18 protein-coding genes and 4 pseudogenes are annotated in these 19,522 nt (G+C 53.9%); 5 read left to right on the top strand and 17 right to left on the bottom strand.

Annotated features, from left to right (window positions below; translation table 11 throughout):
* The first annotated feature begins 177 nt into the window (after positions 1–177).
* Positions 178–1,548 (top strand): O-antigen ligase family protein, encoded by a 1,371-nt coding sequence (locus THL1_RS03115; protein ID WP_069081907.1) that lies wholly within the window; start codon positions 178–180, stop codon positions 1,546–1,548.
* 247 nt (positions 1,549–1,795) lie between these two features.
* On the opposite strand, the gene THL1_RS03110 is transcribed toward THL1_RS03115, so the two are convergent.
* From THL1_RS03110 to THL1_RS03100, 3 genes are all read right to left on the bottom strand, one after another.
* The gene (locus tag THL1_RS03110) at positions 1,796–2,200 is read right to left on the bottom strand and encodes a VanZ family protein (protein WP_237234810.1); all 405 of its coding nucleotides are present in this window, start codon (positions 2,198–2,200) and stop codon (positions 1,796–1,798) included.
* Positions 2,201–2,272: 72 nt separating this feature from the next.
* Positions 2,273–2,584, bottom strand: coding sequence for a nucleotidyltransferase domain-containing protein (locus THL1_RS03105; protein ID WP_069081905.1), 312 nt, complete (start codon positions 2,582–2,584; stop codon positions 2,273–2,275).
* Positions 2,581–3,003 carry a nucleotidyltransferase substrate binding protein gene (locus THL1_RS03100; RefSeq protein WP_069081904.1) on the bottom strand — a complete coding sequence of 141 codons (423 nt, stop codon included), beginning with the start codon at positions 3,001–3,003 and terminating at the stop codon, positions 2,581–2,583. The genes THL1_RS03105 and THL1_RS03100 overlap by 4 nt, the downstream gene beginning before the upstream one ends.
* 259 nt (positions 3,004–3,262) lie before the next feature.
* Here THL1_RS03100 and istA point away from each other — a divergent pair, with 259 nt between their 5' ends.
* Positions 3,263–4,762, top strand: a complete 1,500-nt coding sequence (istA, locus tag THL1_RS03095; protein WP_177343854.1) for an IS21 family transposase — start codon at positions 3,263–3,265, stop codon at positions 4,760–4,762.
* Entirely contained in the window at positions 4,755–5,555 is an 801-nt protein-coding gene (gene istB, locus THL1_RS03090) for an IS21-like element helper ATPase IstB (RefSeq protein ID WP_069081902.1), read from the top strand. Before istA ends, istB begins: the two co-directional genes overlap by 8 nt.
* Before the next feature lie 165 nt (positions 5,556–5,720).
* On the opposite strand, the pseudogene THL1_RS28730 reads toward istB, so the two are convergent.
* The 11 genes and pseudogenes from THL1_RS28730 to THL1_RS28720 form a co-directional block, all read right to left on the bottom strand.
* Positions 5,721–5,876, bottom strand: a pseudogene (locus THL1_RS28730) (IS66 family transposase); the annotation flags it as partial.
* Between the two features lie 19 nt (positions 5,877–5,895).
* Positions 5,896–6,252: an IS66 family insertion sequence element accessory protein TnpB gene (gene tnpB, locus THL1_RS03085; protein WP_069081901.1), complete on the bottom strand. Its 357-nt coding sequence runs from the start codon at positions 6,250–6,252 to the stop codon at positions 5,896–5,898.
* 92 nt (positions 6,253–6,344) lie between these two features.
* Positions 6,345–6,839, bottom strand: a pseudogene (locus THL1_RS03080) (NAD-dependent epimerase/dehydratase family protein); the annotation flags it as partial.
* Positions 6,840–6,986: 147 nt separating this feature from the next.
* On the bottom strand, positions 6,987–7,862 hold the full coding sequence (rfbD, locus tag THL1_RS03075; RefSeq protein WP_069081900.1) for a dTDP-4-dehydrorhamnose reductase: 876 nt from the start codon (positions 7,860–7,862) through the stop codon (positions 6,987–6,989).
* A gap of 2 nt (positions 7,863–7,864) precedes the next feature.
* Complete coding sequence (gene rfbC, locus THL1_RS03070; RefSeq protein WP_069081899.1) at positions 7,865–8,407, bottom strand: dTDP-4-dehydrorhamnose 3,5-epimerase; 543 nt, start codon at positions 8,405–8,407, stop codon at positions 7,865–7,867.
* Complete coding sequence (gene rfbA / locus THL1_RS03065; protein ID WP_069081898.1) at positions 8,404–9,282, bottom strand: glucose-1-phosphate thymidylyltransferase RfbA; 879 nt, start codon at positions 9,280–9,282, stop codon at positions 8,404–8,406. Before rfbA ends, rfbC begins: the two co-directional genes overlap by 4 nt.
* A 64-nt stretch (positions 9,283–9,346) precedes the next feature.
* Positions 9,347–10,417: a dTDP-glucose 4,6-dehydratase gene (rfbB, locus tag THL1_RS03060; RefSeq protein ID WP_069081897.1), complete on the bottom strand. Its 1,071-nt coding sequence runs from the start codon at positions 10,415–10,417 to the stop codon at positions 9,347–9,349.
* A gap of 229 nt (positions 10,418–10,646) precedes the next feature.
* Positions 10,647–11,786, bottom strand: coding sequence for a DUF1972 domain-containing protein (locus THL1_RS03055; protein WP_069081896.1), 1,140 nt, complete (start codon positions 11,784–11,786; stop codon positions 10,647–10,649).
* Between the two features lie 8 nt (positions 11,787–11,794).
* The gene (locus THL1_RS28725; RefSeq protein WP_083245809.1) at positions 11,795–12,868 is read right to left on the bottom strand and encodes a glycosyltransferase family 4 protein; all 1,074 of its coding nucleotides are present in this window, start codon (positions 12,866–12,868) and stop codon (positions 11,795–11,797) included.
* A 22-nt stretch (positions 12,869–12,890) separates the two neighbouring features.
* On the bottom strand, positions 12,891–14,150 hold the full coding sequence (locus THL1_RS29475; protein ID WP_145928252.1) for an O-antigen ligase family protein: 1,260 nt from the start codon (positions 14,148–14,150) through the stop codon (positions 12,891–12,893).
* A 7-nt stretch (positions 14,151–14,157) separates the two neighbouring features.
* On the bottom strand, positions 14,158–15,456 hold the full coding sequence (locus THL1_RS28720; RefSeq protein ID WP_083245808.1) for a glycosyltransferase family 4 protein: 1,299 nt from the start codon (positions 15,454–15,456) through the stop codon (positions 14,158–14,160).
* A gap of 79 nt (positions 15,457–15,535) precedes the next feature.
* Here THL1_RS28720 and THL1_RS03050 point away from each other — a divergent pair.
* Positions 15,536–16,131: pseudogene (locus tag THL1_RS03050) on the top strand (IS30 family transposase); the annotation flags it as partial.
* Here THL1_RS03050 and THL1_RS28715 read toward each other — a convergent pair.
* Positions 16,129–16,982, bottom strand: a protein-coding gene (locus tag THL1_RS28715; RefSeq protein WP_145928251.1) for an IS5 family transposase whose coding sequence is annotated in 2 segments (ribosomal slippage) — positions 16,129–16,640 and positions 16,640–16,982 — 855 coding nt in all. Because the reading frame shifts where the segments join, the coding sequence is not laid out codon by codon here. The pseudogene THL1_RS03050 and the gene THL1_RS28715 overlap by 3 nt on opposite strands.
* A gap of 49 nt (positions 16,983–17,031) precedes the next feature.
* On the opposite strand from THL1_RS28715, the pseudogene THL1_RS29470 reads away from it, so the two are divergent.
* Positions 17,032–17,160 (top strand): annotated as a pseudogene (locus THL1_RS29470) (IS30 family transposase); the annotation flags it as partial.
* 172 nt (positions 17,161–17,332) lie between these two features.
* Here the strand turns inward: THL1_RS29470 and THL1_RS28710 are convergent.
* Positions 17,333–18,190, bottom strand: a complete 858-nt coding sequence (locus THL1_RS28710; protein WP_083245807.1) for a glycosyltransferase — start codon at positions 18,188–18,190, stop codon at positions 17,333–17,335.
* Between the two features lie 54 nt (positions 18,191–18,244).
* Positions 18,245–19,522 (bottom strand): flippase, encoded by a 1,278-nt coding sequence (locus THL1_RS28705; RefSeq protein ID WP_083245806.1) that lies wholly within the window; start codon positions 19,520–19,522, stop codon positions 18,245–18,247.

The following is a 19,522-nucleotide window of genomic DNA, read 5'->3' as shown; positions in this document are numbered from 1 at the left end:
ACCTGCGCTGCCTGACCGTTTACCGAGCTACGCGCTTCCAGCCGCCCGTCCACAGGCTTGCCTGCTGTTCCTCGCAGCGTGGTGATCAGCCGCAGAACCCCCTACAATTGCAGCCCTTCCGAGCCCCCTCGGCACATCACGTCTGCCTGACGGCGACACCACCAACCAGCAGCGCCTATGTCCCAGCCCACAAGCTTCCTCGAGCGGTTCCTGTTATGCGCCACCCTCTTCCTCCTGGTGTGGCTGCCCCTTCCCCTGGGCAGCAACCGGGACTGGTCCATGGGGCTGTTCGTCTGCCTCATGGGGGGTGTCGGCAGCCTCTGGGCCGTTGGACAGTTGCGCGGCGCACCGGCGCAGGGCCTGCACAGCAAGGCCGTGAAGTTGGGACTGCCCATGCTGGGCCTGCTCCTGCTCAGCCAGGCTTGGGTCGCGCTGCAATGGCTGGCTGGGTTGAGCGTGGATAGCGGGTCGACCTTCCAGTACCTGGTCCTTGGCCTGTCCTACTGCCTGCTGTTTGTGCTCGTGCTCAGCCAGTTCAACACGCGCAAGCGGCTGAACCTGCTCCTGGTCACGCTCATCGCCAGCGGCACCCTGCAGGCATTCCACGGCGCCTTCATGACCCTGTCGGGGGTGGAGTGGCTGCTGGCCGGTCCCAAGACCAGCTACCTGGGCGATGCCACCGGCACCTTCGTCAACCGCAACCACCTGGCGGGCTACCTGGAAATGACCCTCGCCTGCGGCATTGGCCTGCTATTGGCCCTGCGCGACGGGCGCCCCTTCAACCTGATCAACCTGCTCGAACTGCTGATGGGACCCAAGGCACGGCTGCGCCTGGCCCTGGTGGTGATGGTCATCGCCCTGGTCATGACCCACTCGCGTATGGGCAACACCGCGTTCTTTGCCAGCCTGTTGATGGTGGGCACCCTCTTCGTACTGCTGGAGAAAAAACACCGCCTGCGCAACGGCCTGATCCTCGCCAGCATCATCCTCATCGACGTGCTGGTGATCAGCCAGTATTTCGGCCTGGAAAAGCTCAAGGACCGCGTGCTCAACACCCGCCTCAACGACGTGGTGGTCAATGGCGAAGTGGTCCAGCAGGCCAACGAGGTTCGCGATGACGTGTTCAACTACGCCATCCCCCTGCTGCAGGAGCGCCCCCTGCTGGGGCAAGGTGCCGGCAGCTTCGAAGCGGTGTACCCCAAGTACCCGGGCGAAGACATCCGTATCCACTTCGACCATGCGCACAACGACTACATCCAGTTCGCCATCGAGTTCGGCCTGCTGGGCAGCCTGCCGCTGGCGGCCTTCGTGCTGATGGCCTTGTGGCACGCACTCCGCGCACTGTGGCGCCGAGAGTCGGTGTACCGCAGCGGGGTCGGCTTCGGCGCGGCCATGGGCATCATTGCCCTGCTGATCCACTCCAGCACCGACTTCAACCTGCAGATCCCGGCCAATGCCGCGACCCTGGTCGTGCTCTGCGCCATCGCCATCCTCGCGAACAGCCACAGCAACCCGCGCACACGCCAGGAAAGCCCGCAGTGGAGCTGACGGAGCCGGCATTGGCAGGCTGTTGAAAAACCTGGCCAGGTAGGATGACCTGGCCTTGTGAGCAAACTGATTCGCGAAAGGGCAGCGCAGCTGCCCCTGGAACCTGGCCGGGCAAACCTGCGCTCCGCATCGCGATTGAAATCTCCGACAAGAAGCGGCGCGTCCCGGATCCCGTAGGAGCGACTTCAGTCGTGAAGGCCCGCGCAGCGGGCCCCTGTGCAGCCGGCAGGGCGAACCTGCGGCCTGCTTAGCGAATGACTTCGTCACCACCCTGCCGCTCCGCGCCGGAGCGGCCTCTCCACAACCAACCTTGCACCAGCAGCGAACTCACCCAGCCCGCCAATACGCCCAGGCCATTGGCAAGCATGTCGCCCACGGAAGGCGTGCGGTGCGGCAACAAGCCCTGGCCCAGCTCAATGACCAATGCAGCCCCCAGGCTGGCAAGCAATAGCCAGATGAAATGAGGGCGGGGAAACGCCAGACGCAGGGTAAAGGCAAACGCCGCAAAACCGAGCAGGTGGTGCAACTTGTCCTGCTGATCAAACACCTGGGGCACGGGCTCAGGCTTCAAGCCCGAGAACAGGACAACTGCCAGCACCACAAAAAAGGGAAGAGCACGCAGATACCGCATAAGAACTAGAGACTCGCAAATTTTCGAATGGGTGTTGAAGGCACGCGCAAAGAAGATGCCCGAGGTCAGGATGTAGCGAAGGACTTTGAGGAATTAGCGTGAATAGAAAACCTTGCCGACTCGGGCGATGTGCTCGACAAGCACTGGATTATCGATGTGCCGGTACAACGAGAGGTCGATTTTGTAGGGCAGCAGCAGGTCGTCCAGGGCCAGTTCGATATCCAGCAGATCCTGGTAGGTCAGCTTCTCGCCCTTTAGGGTCAGGTCGATGTCCGAGCCGGGCCGATAGGTACCTATGGCCCGGGAACCATAGAGCACGGCCTCTTGCACGGCCGGAAACTGGCTGAAGACCTGCTGCATGGCCTGGATGGCCTGCGCTGGAAGACCAGCCTCGTCGGGCTTCATGCTGTAGGTTCGACTCGCTTGGACAGCGTGCTCTCCAATTCCTTAAGCAGCGGGTGATGCTGCTGCTGGATGTTGAGGAGAATGGCTTCGGCCGTGTCTTCGTTGTAGGTGTGAGAGGTACGGTTGCGGTCGGTCAGCATGTGCATCCAGCCCTCCCCATCGCTGATCAGCCCCTTGCTGAAGGCGTCGCGGATGATGTCGCGCGAGCCGACGAGTCCCTCGATGCCTTGCCAGACGAGAAAGTCCTTCAGCGTGTTCCAGCCAAGCTCGTAGCTGCATTCAAACCCTTGGATCACGCCCTGTTTTTCCAGCTTTGACAGGTTGCGCTGTTGCATCAGCTCCATGGCCTCATCAAGCTGGTGCAGGGCCTTGCGAAAATTGTTAAGGCGCTGTTGCCAGCGTATGTCGGGGATGCTCATCGGCCGTCCTTGCAAGTAACGCTTGTAGTCAGTAAGACCGTTGGAAAGACAAGAGTTTCACCCGAGGCCGGGCCTCCTACAAGAGCATGATATGCCCCCCCCCCCCCGTAAGCTGGGTGCCTCGCTGCGCTGCAGGCTACACATTGTTGCCGCTGACCGAAAACTGACCCAGTAAAGCCCGTTGTGCTGACTGAAAACTGACCCAGGTGTTCCACTGCGCCTGCTCAATTTTTGAGCAGGAGAACACAGGGTGATCAGCATGGAAATGATGGGCAAAATTCGGCGGATGTACTTTCGCGACAAGCTGTCCTTGCATGAGATAGCCAAGCGTACCGGGCTGTCGCGTAACACCATCCGAAAATGGGTCAGAGCACCTGAGTCAACGCAGCTGGTCTACCAGCGGCGGGCCGTGTTCAACAAGCTCAGCCCCTTTCACGAGACGTTGGAGCAGGCACTCCGGGCTGATGCCTTCAGGGCGAAGCAGAATCGCCGGAGCGCCAAGGCGTTGCTGTTGATGATCCGGGCTGAAGGGTATGACGGCGGCTATAGCCAGCTCACCGCCTTCATCCGTCACTGGCGTGGTGAACAAGGCAAGGCGGTACGCGCCTTTGTGCCGTTGGCGTTCGCGCTGGGTGAGGCCTTTCAGTTTGATTGGAGCGAGGAAGGGATGCTGATTGGCGGCATCTTCCGACGCATCCAGGTCTCGCACATGAAGCTGTGTGCCAGTCGTGCCTTCTGGTTGGTCGCCTACCCCAGCCAGGGACATGAAATGCTGTTCGATGCCCATACCCGCTCATTCGCGGCACTGGGCGGGGTACCCCGGCGCGGCATCTACGACAACATGAAGACGGCGGTCGACAAGGTCAGCAAGGGCAAAGGTCGGACGGTCAATGCCCGCTTCACCGTGATGTGTTCGCACTACCTGTTCGACCCAGACTTCTGCAACGTCGCTTCCGGCTGGGAAAAAGGCATCGTCGAAAAGAACGTGCAGGATAGCCGGCGCCGCATCTGGTTGGACGCCCGAGCCTGCACCTTTCACAGCTTCGAAGAGCTGAATGCCTGGCTCGCTCAGCGCTGTCGAGCATTGTGGGGCGAGTTGGTGCACCCGCAGTACAACGGGCTGACGGTGGCGGAAGTCCTGGAGTTGGAGCGGGTGGAAATGATGCCGATGCCCACCGCCTTCGATGGCTACGTCGAACGCACGGTTCGCGTCTCCAGCACCTGCCTGATCAGCGTGGCACGCAACCGCTATTCAGTCCCGTGTGAACGCGTTGGCCAGTGGGTCAGTAGCCGGCTCTATCCCGCTCGGATCGTCGTGATGGCCGATGACGGCATGATTGCCAGTCATGAGCGCCTGTTTGTTCGAGACCAGGTCAGCTATGACTGGCAGCACTACATCCCGCTGATCGAGCGCAAACCCGGTGCCTTGCGCAACGGCGCCCCGTTTGCTGATTTGCCTAAGCCATTGCGCCTGCTCAGGCAGGGGCTGAGGCGACACGCCCAGGGCGATCGGATCATGACCCAGGTGCTGGCGGCTGTTCCCATTGCCGGCCTGGATGCCGTGCTGGTCGCCGTGGAACTGGTACTGCAATCCGGCAGCCTGAGTGCCGATCACATCCTTAACGTCGTGGCCCGTTTGACGTCGACTGAAGCCCCGCCCTCGGTCGAGACCAGCCTGCCACTCAAGGTCGCCCCTGTCGCCAATACGGCGCGCTATGACCGACTGCGCAGCACCGATGAGGAGGTGCGCAATGCGTGATCTGACCGACGAACTCAAAGGGCTGCGTTTGCATGGTATGGCCAACGCTTGGGCAGAGCTGGCCGCGCAAGGCGAATCCACCACGGCGTCATCCAAATGGTTGCTCGAACATCTGCTCGAACAGGAGCATGCCGACCGCGCCGTGCGCTCAGTGAGCCACCAGATGAACATGGCCAAGCTCCCCCTGCACCGCGACTTGGCTGGCTTCGACTTCAGTGCCTCCAGTGCCGACGCCAGGCTGGTCAAGGAACTGTCCAGTTTGACGTTTACGGACACCGCGCAGAATGTGGTGTTCATCGGTGGCCCGGGGACGGGGAAAACGCACCTGGCGACGGCACTGGCCGTATCTGGCATCACACAGCACAACAAGCGGGTGCGCTTCTACTCCACGGTCGACCTGGTCAACCTGCTGGAGCGAGAAAAACACGAGGGCAAGGCGGGACGCATCACCCGGGGGCTGCTGCGAACGGATCTGGTGATCCTCGATGAGCTGGGGTATTTGCCCTTCAGCCAAAGCGGTGGCGCGCTGCTGTTTCACCTGCTCTCCAAGCTGTACGAGCACACCAGCGTGATCATCACCACCAACCTCAGCTTCGCCGAATGGTCGAGTGTGTTTGGTGACGCGAAGATGACCACGGCGCTGCTGGATCGGCTGACGCATCACTGTCACATCGTCGAAACCGGCAACGAATCCTACCGCTTGCAACACAGCAGTCTGGTTGCCCAGATCAAGATCCAGGCACGGGAGCGCAAGCGCACCGATGTCGTGGAGCCGGAGGACGATCCCTTTTGAGCCGGTCGAAGCGACCTCACCACAGGATGCATTGGGTGGGGTCAGCTTCGTTTACCCACCTGACGACTGCTAGGCTTATCCACAATTGCTGAGGTGAAAATCAGCAAGCCGCCCTGGGTCATTTTTCAATCGGCAGGGTGGGTCAGTTTTCAATCAGCGCCGACACATGGCCAACTGAGGGGAGTCGGCATCCTCGGGGCTGCGCTCGGACTTTGGCGAGAACAGTTTGTGGCGCAGCAGAGCAACCTGTTCCTGCAATTGCAGAACCAAGGCCTTGAGCAGGACGGGATCGTCGGGAAGGGAGTCTGCGCCAGATTTCATGGCGCCGGATTATACCGACTCAGCTCACAAAACGCGGGGTCAGCACCTTGTGTGGCTGGTTCCCCCAGAGGTCGAAACCGGCCAGCAACTGATTGAGTTCCCGCACCGTCAACACGATGGACTCTTCAGCATCAGGCTTGGTCTTGAAACGCTCGGCCTGCAGGCGCTTGAGCCACAGGCAAAAGCCATTGCGTTCCCAATAGAGGATCTTCACCCGGTTGCGTGTTTTGTTGAGGAAGACGAACAACACCGGGTCGAACACGGCCACCTTGATATCCAGCTCCACCAAGGCCGCCAGACCATCGATGGATTTCCGGAAGTCGACGGGTTTCGGATAGAGGTAGACGGCTTTGACCTTGGCGTCCGGACGCATCATGACGGGGCTCCACTGGGAAAACGGGAGCCCAGCATCCGCAAGCGGATCGTTCAGTTGAAGGTGGGGTTTGTGGAGCGCTTACGAAGTAGCGCACGCAGCAAAGCGATGCTCCAGCGTGGGTCGGAGTGCGAAAGGTCCTTGAGCGACTCCTCGACCATCAACTTGGAACGGCCATAAGGGTTGGTGGGCGTTCCGGTTGGGAAGGCTTCGTTGATTGGCATCTGCGCCGGCTCGCCGTACACGGTCGCGGACGAACTGAACACCAGCCGAAACACCCCGGCCTGGGCCCTGGTCTAGCACAGGGTCAAGCTGCCGGAAACGTTGTTGCCGTAGTAGTCGAGCGGCTTTTACACGCTCTCCCCTACCGCCTTCAATCCGGCAAAATGCAGTACCACACTGATTCGCTGGGTCGCGAACAGCTCATCGAGCAGAGCGCGGTCACGAATATCGCCCTGAATGAACAAGGGGGCCTTCCCGCAGAGCCGCTCCAGGCGCAGCAACGATTCCCCGGAGCTGTTGCAGAGGTTATCCAGCACCACGACCTCGAAACCGGCTTCGAGCAGGGCCAAGGTGGTGTGTGAACCGATTTAACCGGCGCCGCCGGTTGCCAAGATTTTTTCAGTCACAAAGAAGCATCCGCTCAAATAAAGCGAAAAGCTCGCGCCGAGGCGGCGCTCCTGTAAAAATCGCGATGAGCCCCTGTGAGCGGCCCCCCCCGCCGCAAATGCAAGGCGCTAAGCCAGTTCTCGCAGTACCAGCCCCAACTCCTCACGCCAGTCCGCCTGGGCAATGCCATGCGCTTGACGCAGCTTGCTGCAATCCAAGACCGACCACGCCGGACGTTTGGCCGGGGTGGGATAGTCAGCGGTGGCAATCGCCCGCAAAACAGGCACACGACCCAGCAACCCTCGCCCATGCGCCTGGCGGAAAATCTCCTGAGCAAACCCATGCCAGGTACAGGCCGGGCTGCCACCGTAGTGATAAATACCCCACTGCAACGAGCCCTGCTCACGGTACTGACTGGCCAGGCTCCAGAGGGCCGAAGCAATGCTCGCCGCCGAAGTCGGGCAGCCATGCTGATCCGCCACCACCCCCAGCTCTTCATGCTCGCGCCCGAGGCGCAGCATCGTCTTGACGAAGTTGTTGCCATATGCACCGAACACCCAGCTGGTACGCAAAATGATGTGTTGACTGCAGTTAGCCGCCAACGCCACTTCGCCGTCCAGCTTGCTGGCGCCATACACGCCGGTGGGGTCAGTAGGATCGGTTTCCCGATACGGCTCGCGGGCGTCGCCGGCAAACACATAGTCGGTGGAAATATGCAGCAGCGGAATGCCCAGCCCCTCGGCAGCAATGGCCAGGTGAGCAACGCCATCGCGGTTCACCGCCCAGGCACGCTCCGGCTCGCTCTCTGCCTTGTCCACGGCGGTGTAGGCTGCGGCGTTGATGATCAACTGCGGCTGAACATTGTTAACTACGGCAGCTACCTGCTCGGTATCGGCAAGATCCAGTTGGGTCGAGCCCATGCCTACAGCTTCGAAGACTTCGGGCACCCGACGCATCAGCTCATGGCCAACCTGACCACGGGCACCGGCAATCAGTACGCGCATGCTCAATCCCCTTTACCAGACAGCTGACGCAGAGTGGGGTTGCGCTGATCCTTGGCCGACAGCTGCGGCTCCTCCACCGGCCAGGGGATGTTCACGTCCGGGTCGTTCCACATCAACCCGCCTTCATCCTCGGGGAAGTACAGGTCGGTGCACTTGTACTGGAAGTCGGCAAAGTCGCTGAGCACGCAGAAGCCATGGGCATAACCCGGCGGTACCCAGAGCTGACGATGATTTTCGTCAGTGAGTTCAACACCGACGAACTGGCCACAGGTCGGTGATCCCGGGTTGATATCCACTGCCACGTCATACACCGCACCGCGGCTGACGCTGACCAGCTTGCCCTGCGGCCGGGTACGCTGGAAATGCAGCCCACGCAACACGCCGCGCTGCGAGCGCGAGTGGTTGTCCTGCACGAAAGGCAGATCGATGCCGGCTTCGCGGTAGCGCTCGACCTGGAAGGTTTCGAGAAAAAAACCGCGCTGATCGCCAAACACCTTGGGCTCTAGGATCAATACACCCGGCAGCGCCGTTTCAATCACCTTCACTGGGCAGCCTCCTGCGCGAGCAGACGCTGCAGGTACTGGCCGTAGCCGGTCTTGTTCAGTGCTTCGGCCTGCTGCGCCAGTCGCTCGGCGGAAAGCCAGCCCTGATGGTAGGCAATCTCCTCCAGACAGGCGACCTTCAAGCCCTGACGCGCCTCGATGGTGTGCACGAAGTGACTGGCCTCCATCAGCGAGTCATGGGTGCCGGTATCCAGCCAGGCGAAGCCTCGGCCGAGCACGCTCACATGCAACTCGCCGCGTTGCAGGTAGGCGTTGTTCACGTCGGTGATTTCCAACTCGCCACGGGCGGAGGGCCGCACCTGCTTGGCAATTTCCACCACTGAGTTGTCGTAGAAATACAGGCCGGTGACGGCATAGTTGGACTTCGGCGCCTTGGGTTTTTCCTCGATGGAAATGGCCTTGCCGCTGGCATCGAACTCGACCACACCGAAACGCTCGGGATCGGTGACATGATAGCCGAACACGGTCGCGCCGATCCCACGGCTGGCAGCCTCACGCAGCATGGCACTGAAACCGTAGCCGTAGAAAATGTTGTCCCCAAGGATCAGGCACACGCTGCTATCGCCGATGAACTCCTCGCCGATCAGGAAGGCCTGGGCCAGCCCGTCCGGCGATGGCTGCTCGGCATAGCTCAGCTCGATGCCGAAGTCGGAACCATCGCCCAGCAGTTGGCGGAAGTTGGGCAGGTCTTCCGGGGTGGAGATGATCAACACCTCGCGAATGCCAGCGAGCATCAGCACCGACAGCGGGTAATAAATCATCGGCTTGTCGTAAATCGGTAGCAGCTGCTTGGATACGCCACGGGTGATGGGGTGCAGACGGGTGCCGGAACCGCCGGCGAGGATGATGCCCTTCATTCAAAGCTCCAGATATTCATAACATGCACAAACTGTAAGAGCGAGCGTGCTCGCGATTCGCGACTTAGACCTTTTCGCCCAAGCGCCCCAAGCGATAGTCACCACTCAGTACCCGCTGCCACCACTCGCGGTTGTCGAGATACCACAGCACTGTTTTGCGGATGCCCGACTCGAAGGTTTCCTGTGGCACCCAGTCCAGTTCGCGCTGGATCTTCGAGGCGCCGATGGCGTAGCGCAGGTCGTGGCCCGGACGGTCCTTGACGAAGGTGATCAGGTCTCGATAGCGCGCGACGCCCTGCGGTTTCTGCGGAGCCAACTCCTCGAGCAGGTCGCAGAGGGTCTCTACCACCTCCAGATTGCGCTTCTCGTTGTGCCCACCGATGTTGTAGGTCTCGCCGACCCTGCCGCGGGTAACCACCTCGACCAGCGCGCGGGCATGGTCTTCCACGTACAGCCAGTCGCGGATCTGCGACCCGTCGCCGTACACCGGCAGCGACTTGCCGGCCAGGGCGTTGAGGATCATGTGCGGGATCAGCTTCTCGGGGAAGTGATAGGGCCCGTAGTTGTTCGAGCAGTTGGTCACCAGCGCCGGCAGGCCATAAGTGCGCTGCCAGGCACGGACCAGATGGTCGGAACTGGCCTTGGAAGCGGAGTAGGGCGAACTGGGCGCGTAGGGCGTGGTTTCAGTGAACAGACTGTCGGTGCCTTCCAGGTCGCCATACACCTCATCGGTGGAGATGTGGTGGAAGCGGAAAGCTTCCTTCGTCTCCGGAGCCAGGCCACTCCAGTAATGACGCGCCGCTTCCAGCAGGGTGTAGGTGCCGACGACGTTAGTCTGGATAAACTCGCTAGGATCATCGATGGAACGGTCAACATGGGACTCGGCGGCCAGATGCATCACGACCGTCGGCTGGAACTCGGCGAAGACCCGATCCAGCGCGGCTGAATCGCAGATATCCACCTGATAGAAGCGGTAGCGCGGTGAGTCCGCGATCATAGCCAGCGACTCGTGGTCGCCGGAGTAGGTGAGCTTATCGAGGTTGGCGACCTCATGGGGGGTGTTCTGAATCAGGTGGCGGACTACGGCTGATCCGATGAAGCCGGCGCCGCCAGTGACTAGGGTACGGGTTTTCATAGGGGGTACTTTTGAAGATGGATGGAGCTATGTAAACAGCCGCCTTGGCTGTCTGCGATAAGGTATAAGTCGTCAAGGTGAAAATTTAACTAGGAAATCTCTTCAGATCCATTTCCTTCAATGGGGATGGTTTTTGCGTTGACCTAGCGTCTTTTAAGTATATCAATCTGGTTTGAATATGAGCTTGTAAGGGGTCTTTCAGTGCTACTTCAAGTGCAGATCTTGCTCATCATCCTTTTAACTGGTTTTTGTCGCTAGCCTTGGCTGGATACCAATGGGTCAGCAATTTTTCGTATTCACACAGAACCTGATCCCAAGTGAATCGCTCATGAAAGCGTGCGCGGCTGGCTGCCCTCATCCGTACGACAGCGGCATCATCTACCAGTAAACGGTCAAAAAGCGCAGCGCAAGCCGACTCATCCTTGAAGTAACCTGCTTCGGGGCCTGCGACCCAGCGGTTGAAGTGATTGTCATGGGCAATGACCGCGCAACCGGCACCCATGGCTTCGACCAGTGAAGGGTTTGTGCCGCCAACGCGGTGACCATGCAGATAGAAGCGGCTGTAGAATCGAAGCGCCTGTACGACAGGAACTTCATAGATGGCTCCGGGAAATATTATTTCGTCACTGGCTGCATCAATCACTTGGCGATGGAAGGAATTGCTATCCGGCTTGAAGTTGCCGAGCACAAGAAGCTTGTGATTGCGTGGAACCCTGCTGAAGGACCGCACCATTTCCAAAAAAGAGTTTTCTGGTTCGGGACGAGCAATAATAACGGAGAACCTGCTGGGCTCTATGTTGTAAGGAGCAAGCAGAGATGCATCAGCAGCGGTTACCTCGTCGCCACCATAAGGAATCATGGTGATTTTTTGTGCACTGATGCGAGTAGCAAGGTGATCCTTGATCTTAGGATGGTCGGCTACCAAGTGATTGCCAATCCAGCAACCTGCACGTTCGTTAAGCCAGAACCAGACCTTAGCGATAGCCCCCCATTTATCGCGGCGCCATTCTATGCCGTCCATGTTGATTACGTTAGTTTGCCCCTTGAGCCTCTGCATCAGGTTGAAGATCGCCGTGTTGTAACCTAGCGTGAGGAAAAGCCCCTGCTGCGAAAGAGAACGCCTAGTTGCTTTCCAATCGAAGATGACCGTTCCTGCTGCACCGGCGCGACTTACCGGAATATGAATGCGGCGCACACCCTGCCAGGTACTTTCCCAATCCCCCCCGATTGTGTCCTCTTGGCAATACACTGTGACCTGCCACCCTTGGGCTACCAGAAACTGCGAGAGTTTTTCGGCAAAAGTTTCGAAGCCACCATGTTTTGCGGGAATTCCACGAATGCCGAGAATGTGAAGATGTTTTCCTGTCATGGATGACCTTATGAGTCTATGACGCCTGCGATCTTTTCCTCAAACATCGCCAGGCTGAAGTCTTTAGCCCGCGCATGAGCATTTCGAGATAGGCGCGAATACTGCTCTATATTGCCAGCGAGTCGTTCAATAACATCAGAGATTTTCTTGACCTCATACGAAGGTATCAGAAATCCTTCGCAGTCGTTGCTTACAATTTCTGCTGGACCACCAACTGGAGGAACTATAACTGGCACGCCATAAGACATGCCTTCTAGGATGGTTAACCCAAATGTCTCGATGCACTCGTTTGGACGGGTAAAATTAACAAGAAGATCGGCGCTCTCGTAAAAAATTTTAACATCGGTCTGCCTTGGGAGTAACGTAACGTTGGCCGGAATGGCAGTTCCAGAAAACCATGAATTTATTTCTTCTGGATTAGCATTTAAAACCAAAGTAAAGCGGAATAAAGGGTTTTTTATAAGACTTTCGGCAACCTGGAGGAACTCGTATACTCCCTTATAACCTTTCAAGGAGCAGATCATAATGACATTAAATGAGTCCACTGAAGGTTTTTTGGGGGCTTGTTCTGCGCAAATATCTATTGCGTTGTGAATGACATGTTGCTGTTTTTTGTCGAACCCTTCGGCCTGAAGGAGATAATTGGAAACAAATATTATTTTGGAGGCTGTTATTCTTATAATCCAGCGCAGAAATGACTTTAGCGGCCTTGGGGTTATCGATGTTTCATGCACATGATAAAGCACAGGTTTGTTTATAAGTCGCGCAGCTAGTGCGGCGCCGAAGGGCATCATGGTGTTTATATAAAAAATTGCATCTTTCTTTCTATACTGGAGGCACTTGGCGAATAGGATTGCCTGGGAAATTAAGTAGTAACAAAGTGTAAGGAGTTTCTTTTCAGATCTCCGATAGAATATTTTTCTGAGAACTCCGGGAGGGTTGTCAAGGAACCCATTTTTGTGAGAACTCGTCAATGTCTCTATGTCAAACCCAAGGTTTTGTGCGACTTTTATGACTTGCGACAATACCTTAGGGCTTCCACTTCGATCATTAAATAAATGTATGAATACAATTTTTTTCATGGCGCCACATTGAGTCGAGGTGCTAGTTTTTTTTGTTGGAATTTAAGATGAGTGCATATAGTGCGCCGCTGATAAAAAGCAGGCCATCTACTAGTGACTTATTGAACGCTCCAGTAATCGTTACGCTTGTGTATGCCAATGATATCGCCAGTCCAATGCTTGCTCTGCGAATATTAATAGCTTCCGCGCTTTCGGGCTTCTTATTTTTAGTGGTCGATCCAAATAAAATTGGACCAAGAATAAAGAGCGCATAAAAAAACAAGCCTAGAAGACCAAATTTAGTTAGCACTTGATAATATGCATTGTGCAATATTGGCAAATGTCTGTAAGTTAGTCCCTCCCCCATGTGCACATAAAACCCTAAGTCTACAGTGGCGCCTAGCCCCCGGCCGAAAAGTTTCTCAAATGTGCTTGCTGATTCAAATTGTTTTTGAGCCTGAGAGGCTTCAAATCCTCTCCAGTTAGTAGTGATCTCTTGCTCATCATAACTTTTGGTAAACGATACTTCTGAGATTGAGTTCTTTATCTTTCCCAAAAAGCTAACATCATTTTGGTTGTATTCTGGCAGAATTGAGTAAATTGTTATTGAGGCCATGGTTAGCAGCATTAAAGAGACTGCTGTTTTCTTGGTGCTATCGAAAAGTCCAGCTAGGGATAACAAAAAAATCAGAAATGTACCTTGTAAGCTTCGCGAGAAGCTTAATAAAAAAGCTGCTCCCATAACCGCTAGAGCTATATACTTTAAAGGTTTAGAGGTGTCGAACCTATAGTTGCCCTGCCCGCAGATCGCTAAACCAAAACCGATGCAGCAAAACATCGGGATTGATCCTGAGTCATAAGCTGCCTGCATTGCAGAGTCATTGAAAGCCACAAAGTAATTAATAAGGTAAAATGAGCAAACAATAAAACAGGTCCAAATAAAAGTTTTAATCAGCTCCTGCGTATTCTTTATTCTTGATGCGATTAAGTAGCCGCACAGGAGGCAAAGCACCGCCTTTGCTACATACCATACATCCTTGAGGGCGTTGTTTACTTCATTTTGACCAATAAGCAGCAGGCCAGGCGCCACCATTGCACAAAGAAGTAAGGTTTGCGCTTTAAGCCCTTTATGGATTTTTGTTTTGTAGAAAGTTAAATATATGATGCACGTCACAAGTAAAATGGCGCTATAAAGTGACTCCGGGACGACTAAGTTTAATGCAATCAGGGTGGCAAATATTAGTGAATTTATTTTGTTACGCTTTTGCTCCCTGCGGAGCTGTAGTGACTTTGAAGTTATCATTCTAATATCATTCTTGCATAAGATTTTTTTTCTGCCGCTTCTGAATGGCTAGATCATAAAGATTTGTCCATAGTTGCACCCTTTTTTCCCAGGTGAATTTTTCAACGCACTTATTTACTCCTTCTGATAGTCTGTTTATTTTTTCTGGGCTTTCTATTAGTTCCTCTAAATGCATTCCATACTCTTTAATGATTTTGTCGTATGTGGAGATTTCTATTTTTACGCCGCATTGGTCGCATACGGTATCATGCATTCCGCAATGGTCAAGTGTTATGGTCGGTATGCCATGCGACATCGCTTCCCATATTACTGTAGGGTTACCTTCGGCTAGGCTGGTAATTGAGTGAATGTGCGCGATGCTATAGTAATAGTTCACCTTGTTACGCTGTATGTTGCCTGTCCATGTTATGTTTTTTTCTATCCCAAGCTGCTCTGCCAGGAAAGATAATGGCTTTTTTAAGGGGCCATCCCCAATTACATAAAGATGCCAATTCTTTTCTTTGATTAGGGACAGTGACTCTATTAATAAGGAGAGTGATTTGTTGGAGTCGATTCGACCTACCCATATCAGATTGATTGTATCTCCGCTATTTACGTTTATTGTTTTTTGGGATATTAGCATTTGATTTGTTATAGCATTTTCAGGAAAGCATATTGTTTCAATTCCGTGTTTTTGGCGTATAAGTTCTTTGGTGGCAGATGTAGCAGATAAAATTAAGTCGGCCTTATGAAATGCATTTTTGATGCGTGGGCTATGGTTGAATTGCAGTGTGTTTATCGAACTTTTTATTAATACTTTTAGCCCAGTGGCTATGCTCGCCTTGAATGCCAGTTTAAGAGGGGGGTTTTGAACTCCGCCAATCGGCCCCCAAATGTAGGGCTTGTTTAGCCCCCAAAGATATCCTGGTTCGCGATATCCAATTGGACACAGGAAGTGAACTAAATCTATTTCGGTCTGCCTGATAATATTTTTTGCAACTGTATAAGCCTGTTTGTGCCAATTCTTATACGCCAAGTAGAATGAGTAAGGTATTAATCCGGATCGGTTGGTGCTGTTAAGTAGGCGAGATAGTGAGTTCGGGTTGACTGCGATGAATTCAACATTCTTAATTTTTCCTTGTTCAGTGAGGCTTTGAATTTCATCTATGTCGCCCATGTGATCACCTGCTGCGCCGTATAAAACTATTAAGTCGTTGTTGGCCGACATTTCGGTGACATAGTTCCAAGCTACTGAGTATTCAGAGCCTCGTATTGGTGAAATGCAGTAAGCTAAAACCAATATCTTTTTGCGCTTAACATTATTCATAACTTCTGGTCTGTATCTGTTTTTAAGGGCGGCCGCAAAAACTGAGTGCGACACCTGACTTTACCGGTACGGTGTTGCCATGTCCGACCACGAACTCAGCGTTGAAGAACGCTTCGACATCCAGGTCGTTCTGATGCGCGGGATGAGCCAGCGCGCGATTGCCCGGATGCTCAACCGCAGTCCCTCGCCCATCAGTCGCGAGAGCCGGCGCAAGCGTAACGCCCAAGGCGAGTACGTTACTCCACCATGGACAGCGCGCGAAGCGTGGACGCCGCAAAGCCTGCCGGCCCCGGAAAAAGCTGGTGCCGCGCAATGAGCTATTCGAACTGGTGGGTCAACCTGCTGCGATAAAGCTTTTCTCCCGAACAGATTGCCGGCAAGCTGCTCGCCATGGAATTCCCAAACTTCGAAGACGCCTACGCCTGCCGCGATACGATCTAAAACGCGATCTACGCCCTGCCGGTCGGCAAACTGCTCAAGGACCTGATCATCTGCCTGCGGCAAGGCAAGACTACGCGCAGTCCCCGCTCCGGCGGAGTGGATCGCCGCGGCCAGATCCCCAACATGGCCAGTAGCCACGCCCCTCCGCCGGAGGTGGAAGATCGCGTAATGCCGGGACACTTGGAAGGCGACCTGATCAAAGTCAAGGCCAATCCGTCGGCGGTAGGTACCCTAGGTTTTGTACGAAAAGTAATGCCGTAGGCATCGAAGCGTGCAGGCCAGTGTGACCATCGCGGCAAAGCTTTTGGCCAACTTGTCGTAGCGGGTGCCGATTCGCCGGCTCTCTTTCAGCCAGGCAAACATCCGCTCGATGATGTTCCGCTGTCGGTACTTCGGACGGTCAAACAGCCGGGGCAGCCCAGGCTTGGGTTTGCGCTTCATGGTGCGCTGTGGGATCACCGGCTGCATGCGGTAGCGGTCGCAGTACTGACGCAGGTGCTCGGCGTCGTACCCCTTGTCAGCCAGTAACCAGCGGCAGCGTTTGCGCGGCCGTCCCGGCTTTCCGGGAATGCGTACCTGCTCCAAGAGCGGCTGGGCCTGTCCAATGTCGCTGGCTTGCCCTGGCGAAAGCATGAAGCGTAGAGGCACACCGTTGGCATCACAGACCAGGTGAATCTTGGTGGTCAGGCCGCCTCGGCTGCGTCCCAAGGCATGGTCTAGCGGTTCTTCCGGCCCCCCTTTTTCCCGGCGCCTGAAGAGGCTCGGGTTGCACGTACCACGGTGGAGTCGATCATCCAGGTGTCCAGATCTATCAGCCCTTCCTGATTCAGCCGAACATGCAGACGCTCAAGCACTTGCTCGAACGTGCCGTGGTCTCGCCAGTCGCGAAAACGCTGATACACCGTTGACCACGGGCCGAATCGTTCCGGCAAGTCGCGCCAGGCCGCCCCGGAGCACAGGATCCAGAAGATGCCATTGAGCACCAGTCGATCATCACTGCGCGGTCGCCCCATCTTCTGTTCGGGGGAAACCAGATCCTTGATCAACTCCCATGCCGCATCGGGGAGTTCGTAGCGCCTTGCCATGCGGGCCTCCAGCCAATCATGGCGGCGATTCTACCCGCACCGACTTTTCGTACAGAACCTAGTCGAGCGTACCAGCGGTTACCTGATACTGGGGAAGATGCACGATGCGACGGTGACGTCGGTGGTGGTAGGCTTCAGCACCGCGCTCAACCGTATGCCGCTGGCCGCTCGCAAGGCACCGTAATGATAGGAATAGTTTATGTCACTTATCTACGGGACGGCACACTAGCTTATCTGGCCATTGGTGGTGAAGCGATTGCCGTGGAGGCATTCAACCTTTTTTATAGATGTGGAGAGTGCTAATTATCTAGAGGTGCGTTTATAAGAGGGAATTGAAAAGCTTTTCTGGTTCACTTGATGACTGATATGCTGTCTCGCAATGCATGGAATTTTGTTCTATTGAATTTAGACCAAATCCCAAGCGTTTTGTAAAGTCGCAATTTTTTCTGTAAAAGGTTTTCTTGATTTGTAACTTTGCAGTAGGTGATTAGGCCTTTGGCTTCGTTGCGCAAAACTTCAGCGCGAGATGTTTGTGAGCCAAACCCTTCATGAGAAACTATGACTCGCTTTTCTATGTATAATTTACCGGAGCCAATGTAAAGCCTCCTGCATAATTCCGCTTCTTCATAATACATGAAGAACTCCTCATTAAAGCGCCCCGCTTGAAAGAATAAATTCTTATCTACGATGAGGAATGATCCTGAGGCATAGCTGTTTCTTAAGAAAAACCTATCCAGAAGATTTATCCAGATATAGCCCTTTAGAACTTCAAAGATTAATCCTTTTTTTTCAGGAAGCCAGTCTATTGAGCTGATGCGCTTGTTGTTTGCTAGCTGTTTAACTGTACCCCATCCATTCCAGTTTTCTGCCTCTAGCAATGGTAAAATATCGGATAGAAACCTCATGTCGGGATTAACAAAGGCCAGTATTTCGCCGTTTGCTTTCGATGCACCAATATTGCAGCCCGCACCGAAGCCGTTATTTTCACAGTGTATTATCGATGCTTTAAACCCGTAGTCTGCAAGTGGAGATACAGCCTTTTCTATATTTTTATCTTGGGAGTTTTCAATGAAGATGAACTCGCAAAATGATTTATCGCCTACGTGATTGTGGTTTTTTATAAAGGAGCTAACGTATTCGCGAATTTTTATGCTTGATTTGTGACAAACTGTTATTATGGATATTTTTGGTTGATGGTCGCTGTTCATGACACTTCGGTTTTCAAAGGATTGTAGGATGTGTAAAAATTCCAGGTTAGGCTTTTATTTGGTTTGTTGCGTGCATGTGTTTTTGGCGAGACTTCTAGTGGTTTCGCGCGAGAACCACTCTAGGACTATGCAGTCTATTATTGCTCTGATAGTCCATGCGCTTGCTGCTCCAATTAGTGAGAAATTTGTTGTCATATAATATAGGAGCGCTAGGTAAGGGGCAACTTCGAAGGCATGAATGAGAGCTGTGGTTTTGGATCGACCATACGCTTGGATTTTCGCAAAAGGCATTTGAGCAATAGAGTTGAACACGAAACCAACTAGTAATATTTTCAATATCGTTACGGGTTCACCTAGATAATCCTCGCCCAACCACAGAAGCATGAATTGTTCAGAAAAAAAACCAACCAAACATGCCATTGCTATGGATGCTGAAATCAACAGCAAAAGCCCTAAGCTGGCGTCATGTTCTGCATTTTTGTCTTGCGCGCTAAGTTTTGGAAAAAGAACCCTAGCTATAGAGCTTGGTATTAGTGATAGTTTTGCAATTGCTTCTGCAGGGGCAGCATAAAACGCAACGCTTTTAGCTCCTGTCAGGTTGGCAATAAACAGTCTGTCAAAGTAAACCATTATTGGGCTTATGATATTGCTAATTGTTACCCAGCCACCAAAAGTGATTAATTCGTGTAGTTCCTTGGTGTTTATGGAGATTAGATCTGATTTGTTGAGTTCAGGTAGGCTGTATTGGTAGGAAATTACCATTGAAATTATTCGTCCAGCAAGCATTCCAATCGCTGCAGATACTAAGGTTTCACTATGCAGAACGGCCAGTAAGGGGCATAGTGAAATTGACAGCCCGCTTATGACTTTTAATTTGTTTAGCTTGTAAAAGTCTTGTCTACCTTCGAGGTATGAGAACCATACTGTACTCAAAAGTAGAGGAGGGATGGCGAAGCTTAGCCACTTCAATGACTCTGTGGTTTCTTTTTTTATGTTTGTTGATATGGATAATATTGTTGCTAACCATTCTGCAGAAAAGTAAATGGTAGCTGTTGCGAGAAGACTTAGTAAAGAAATGAATGTTGTGGCTGTTCCAATTATCCCCGTGATTCGTGTCTTGGAGTGTAGGTTTATTGCTACTGCTCTGATAACGGCGCGGGAAATGCCTAGGTCAAAAATACTGGCATAACCTACGATTGCAAAGAAGATGGTAAATATTCCAAACTTCTCAACCCCAAGAGCTCTTGCCAAATACCCCATTGCTGGAATAGCCACTATGATTGGAATACTGAATCCTAAGATATTCCAAAAGCTATTCTTGATAATGCTCAT

The sequence above is a fragment of the Pseudomonas sp. TCU-HL1 genome (genome assembly GCF_001708505.1).
Taxonomy (GTDB): Bacteria; Pseudomonadota; Gammaproteobacteria; order Pseudomonadales; family Pseudomonadaceae; genus Metapseudomonas.
The sequence above is the reverse complement of the archived record's forward strand: the minus strand, read 5'-3'. Positions and strand labels throughout refer to the sequence as shown.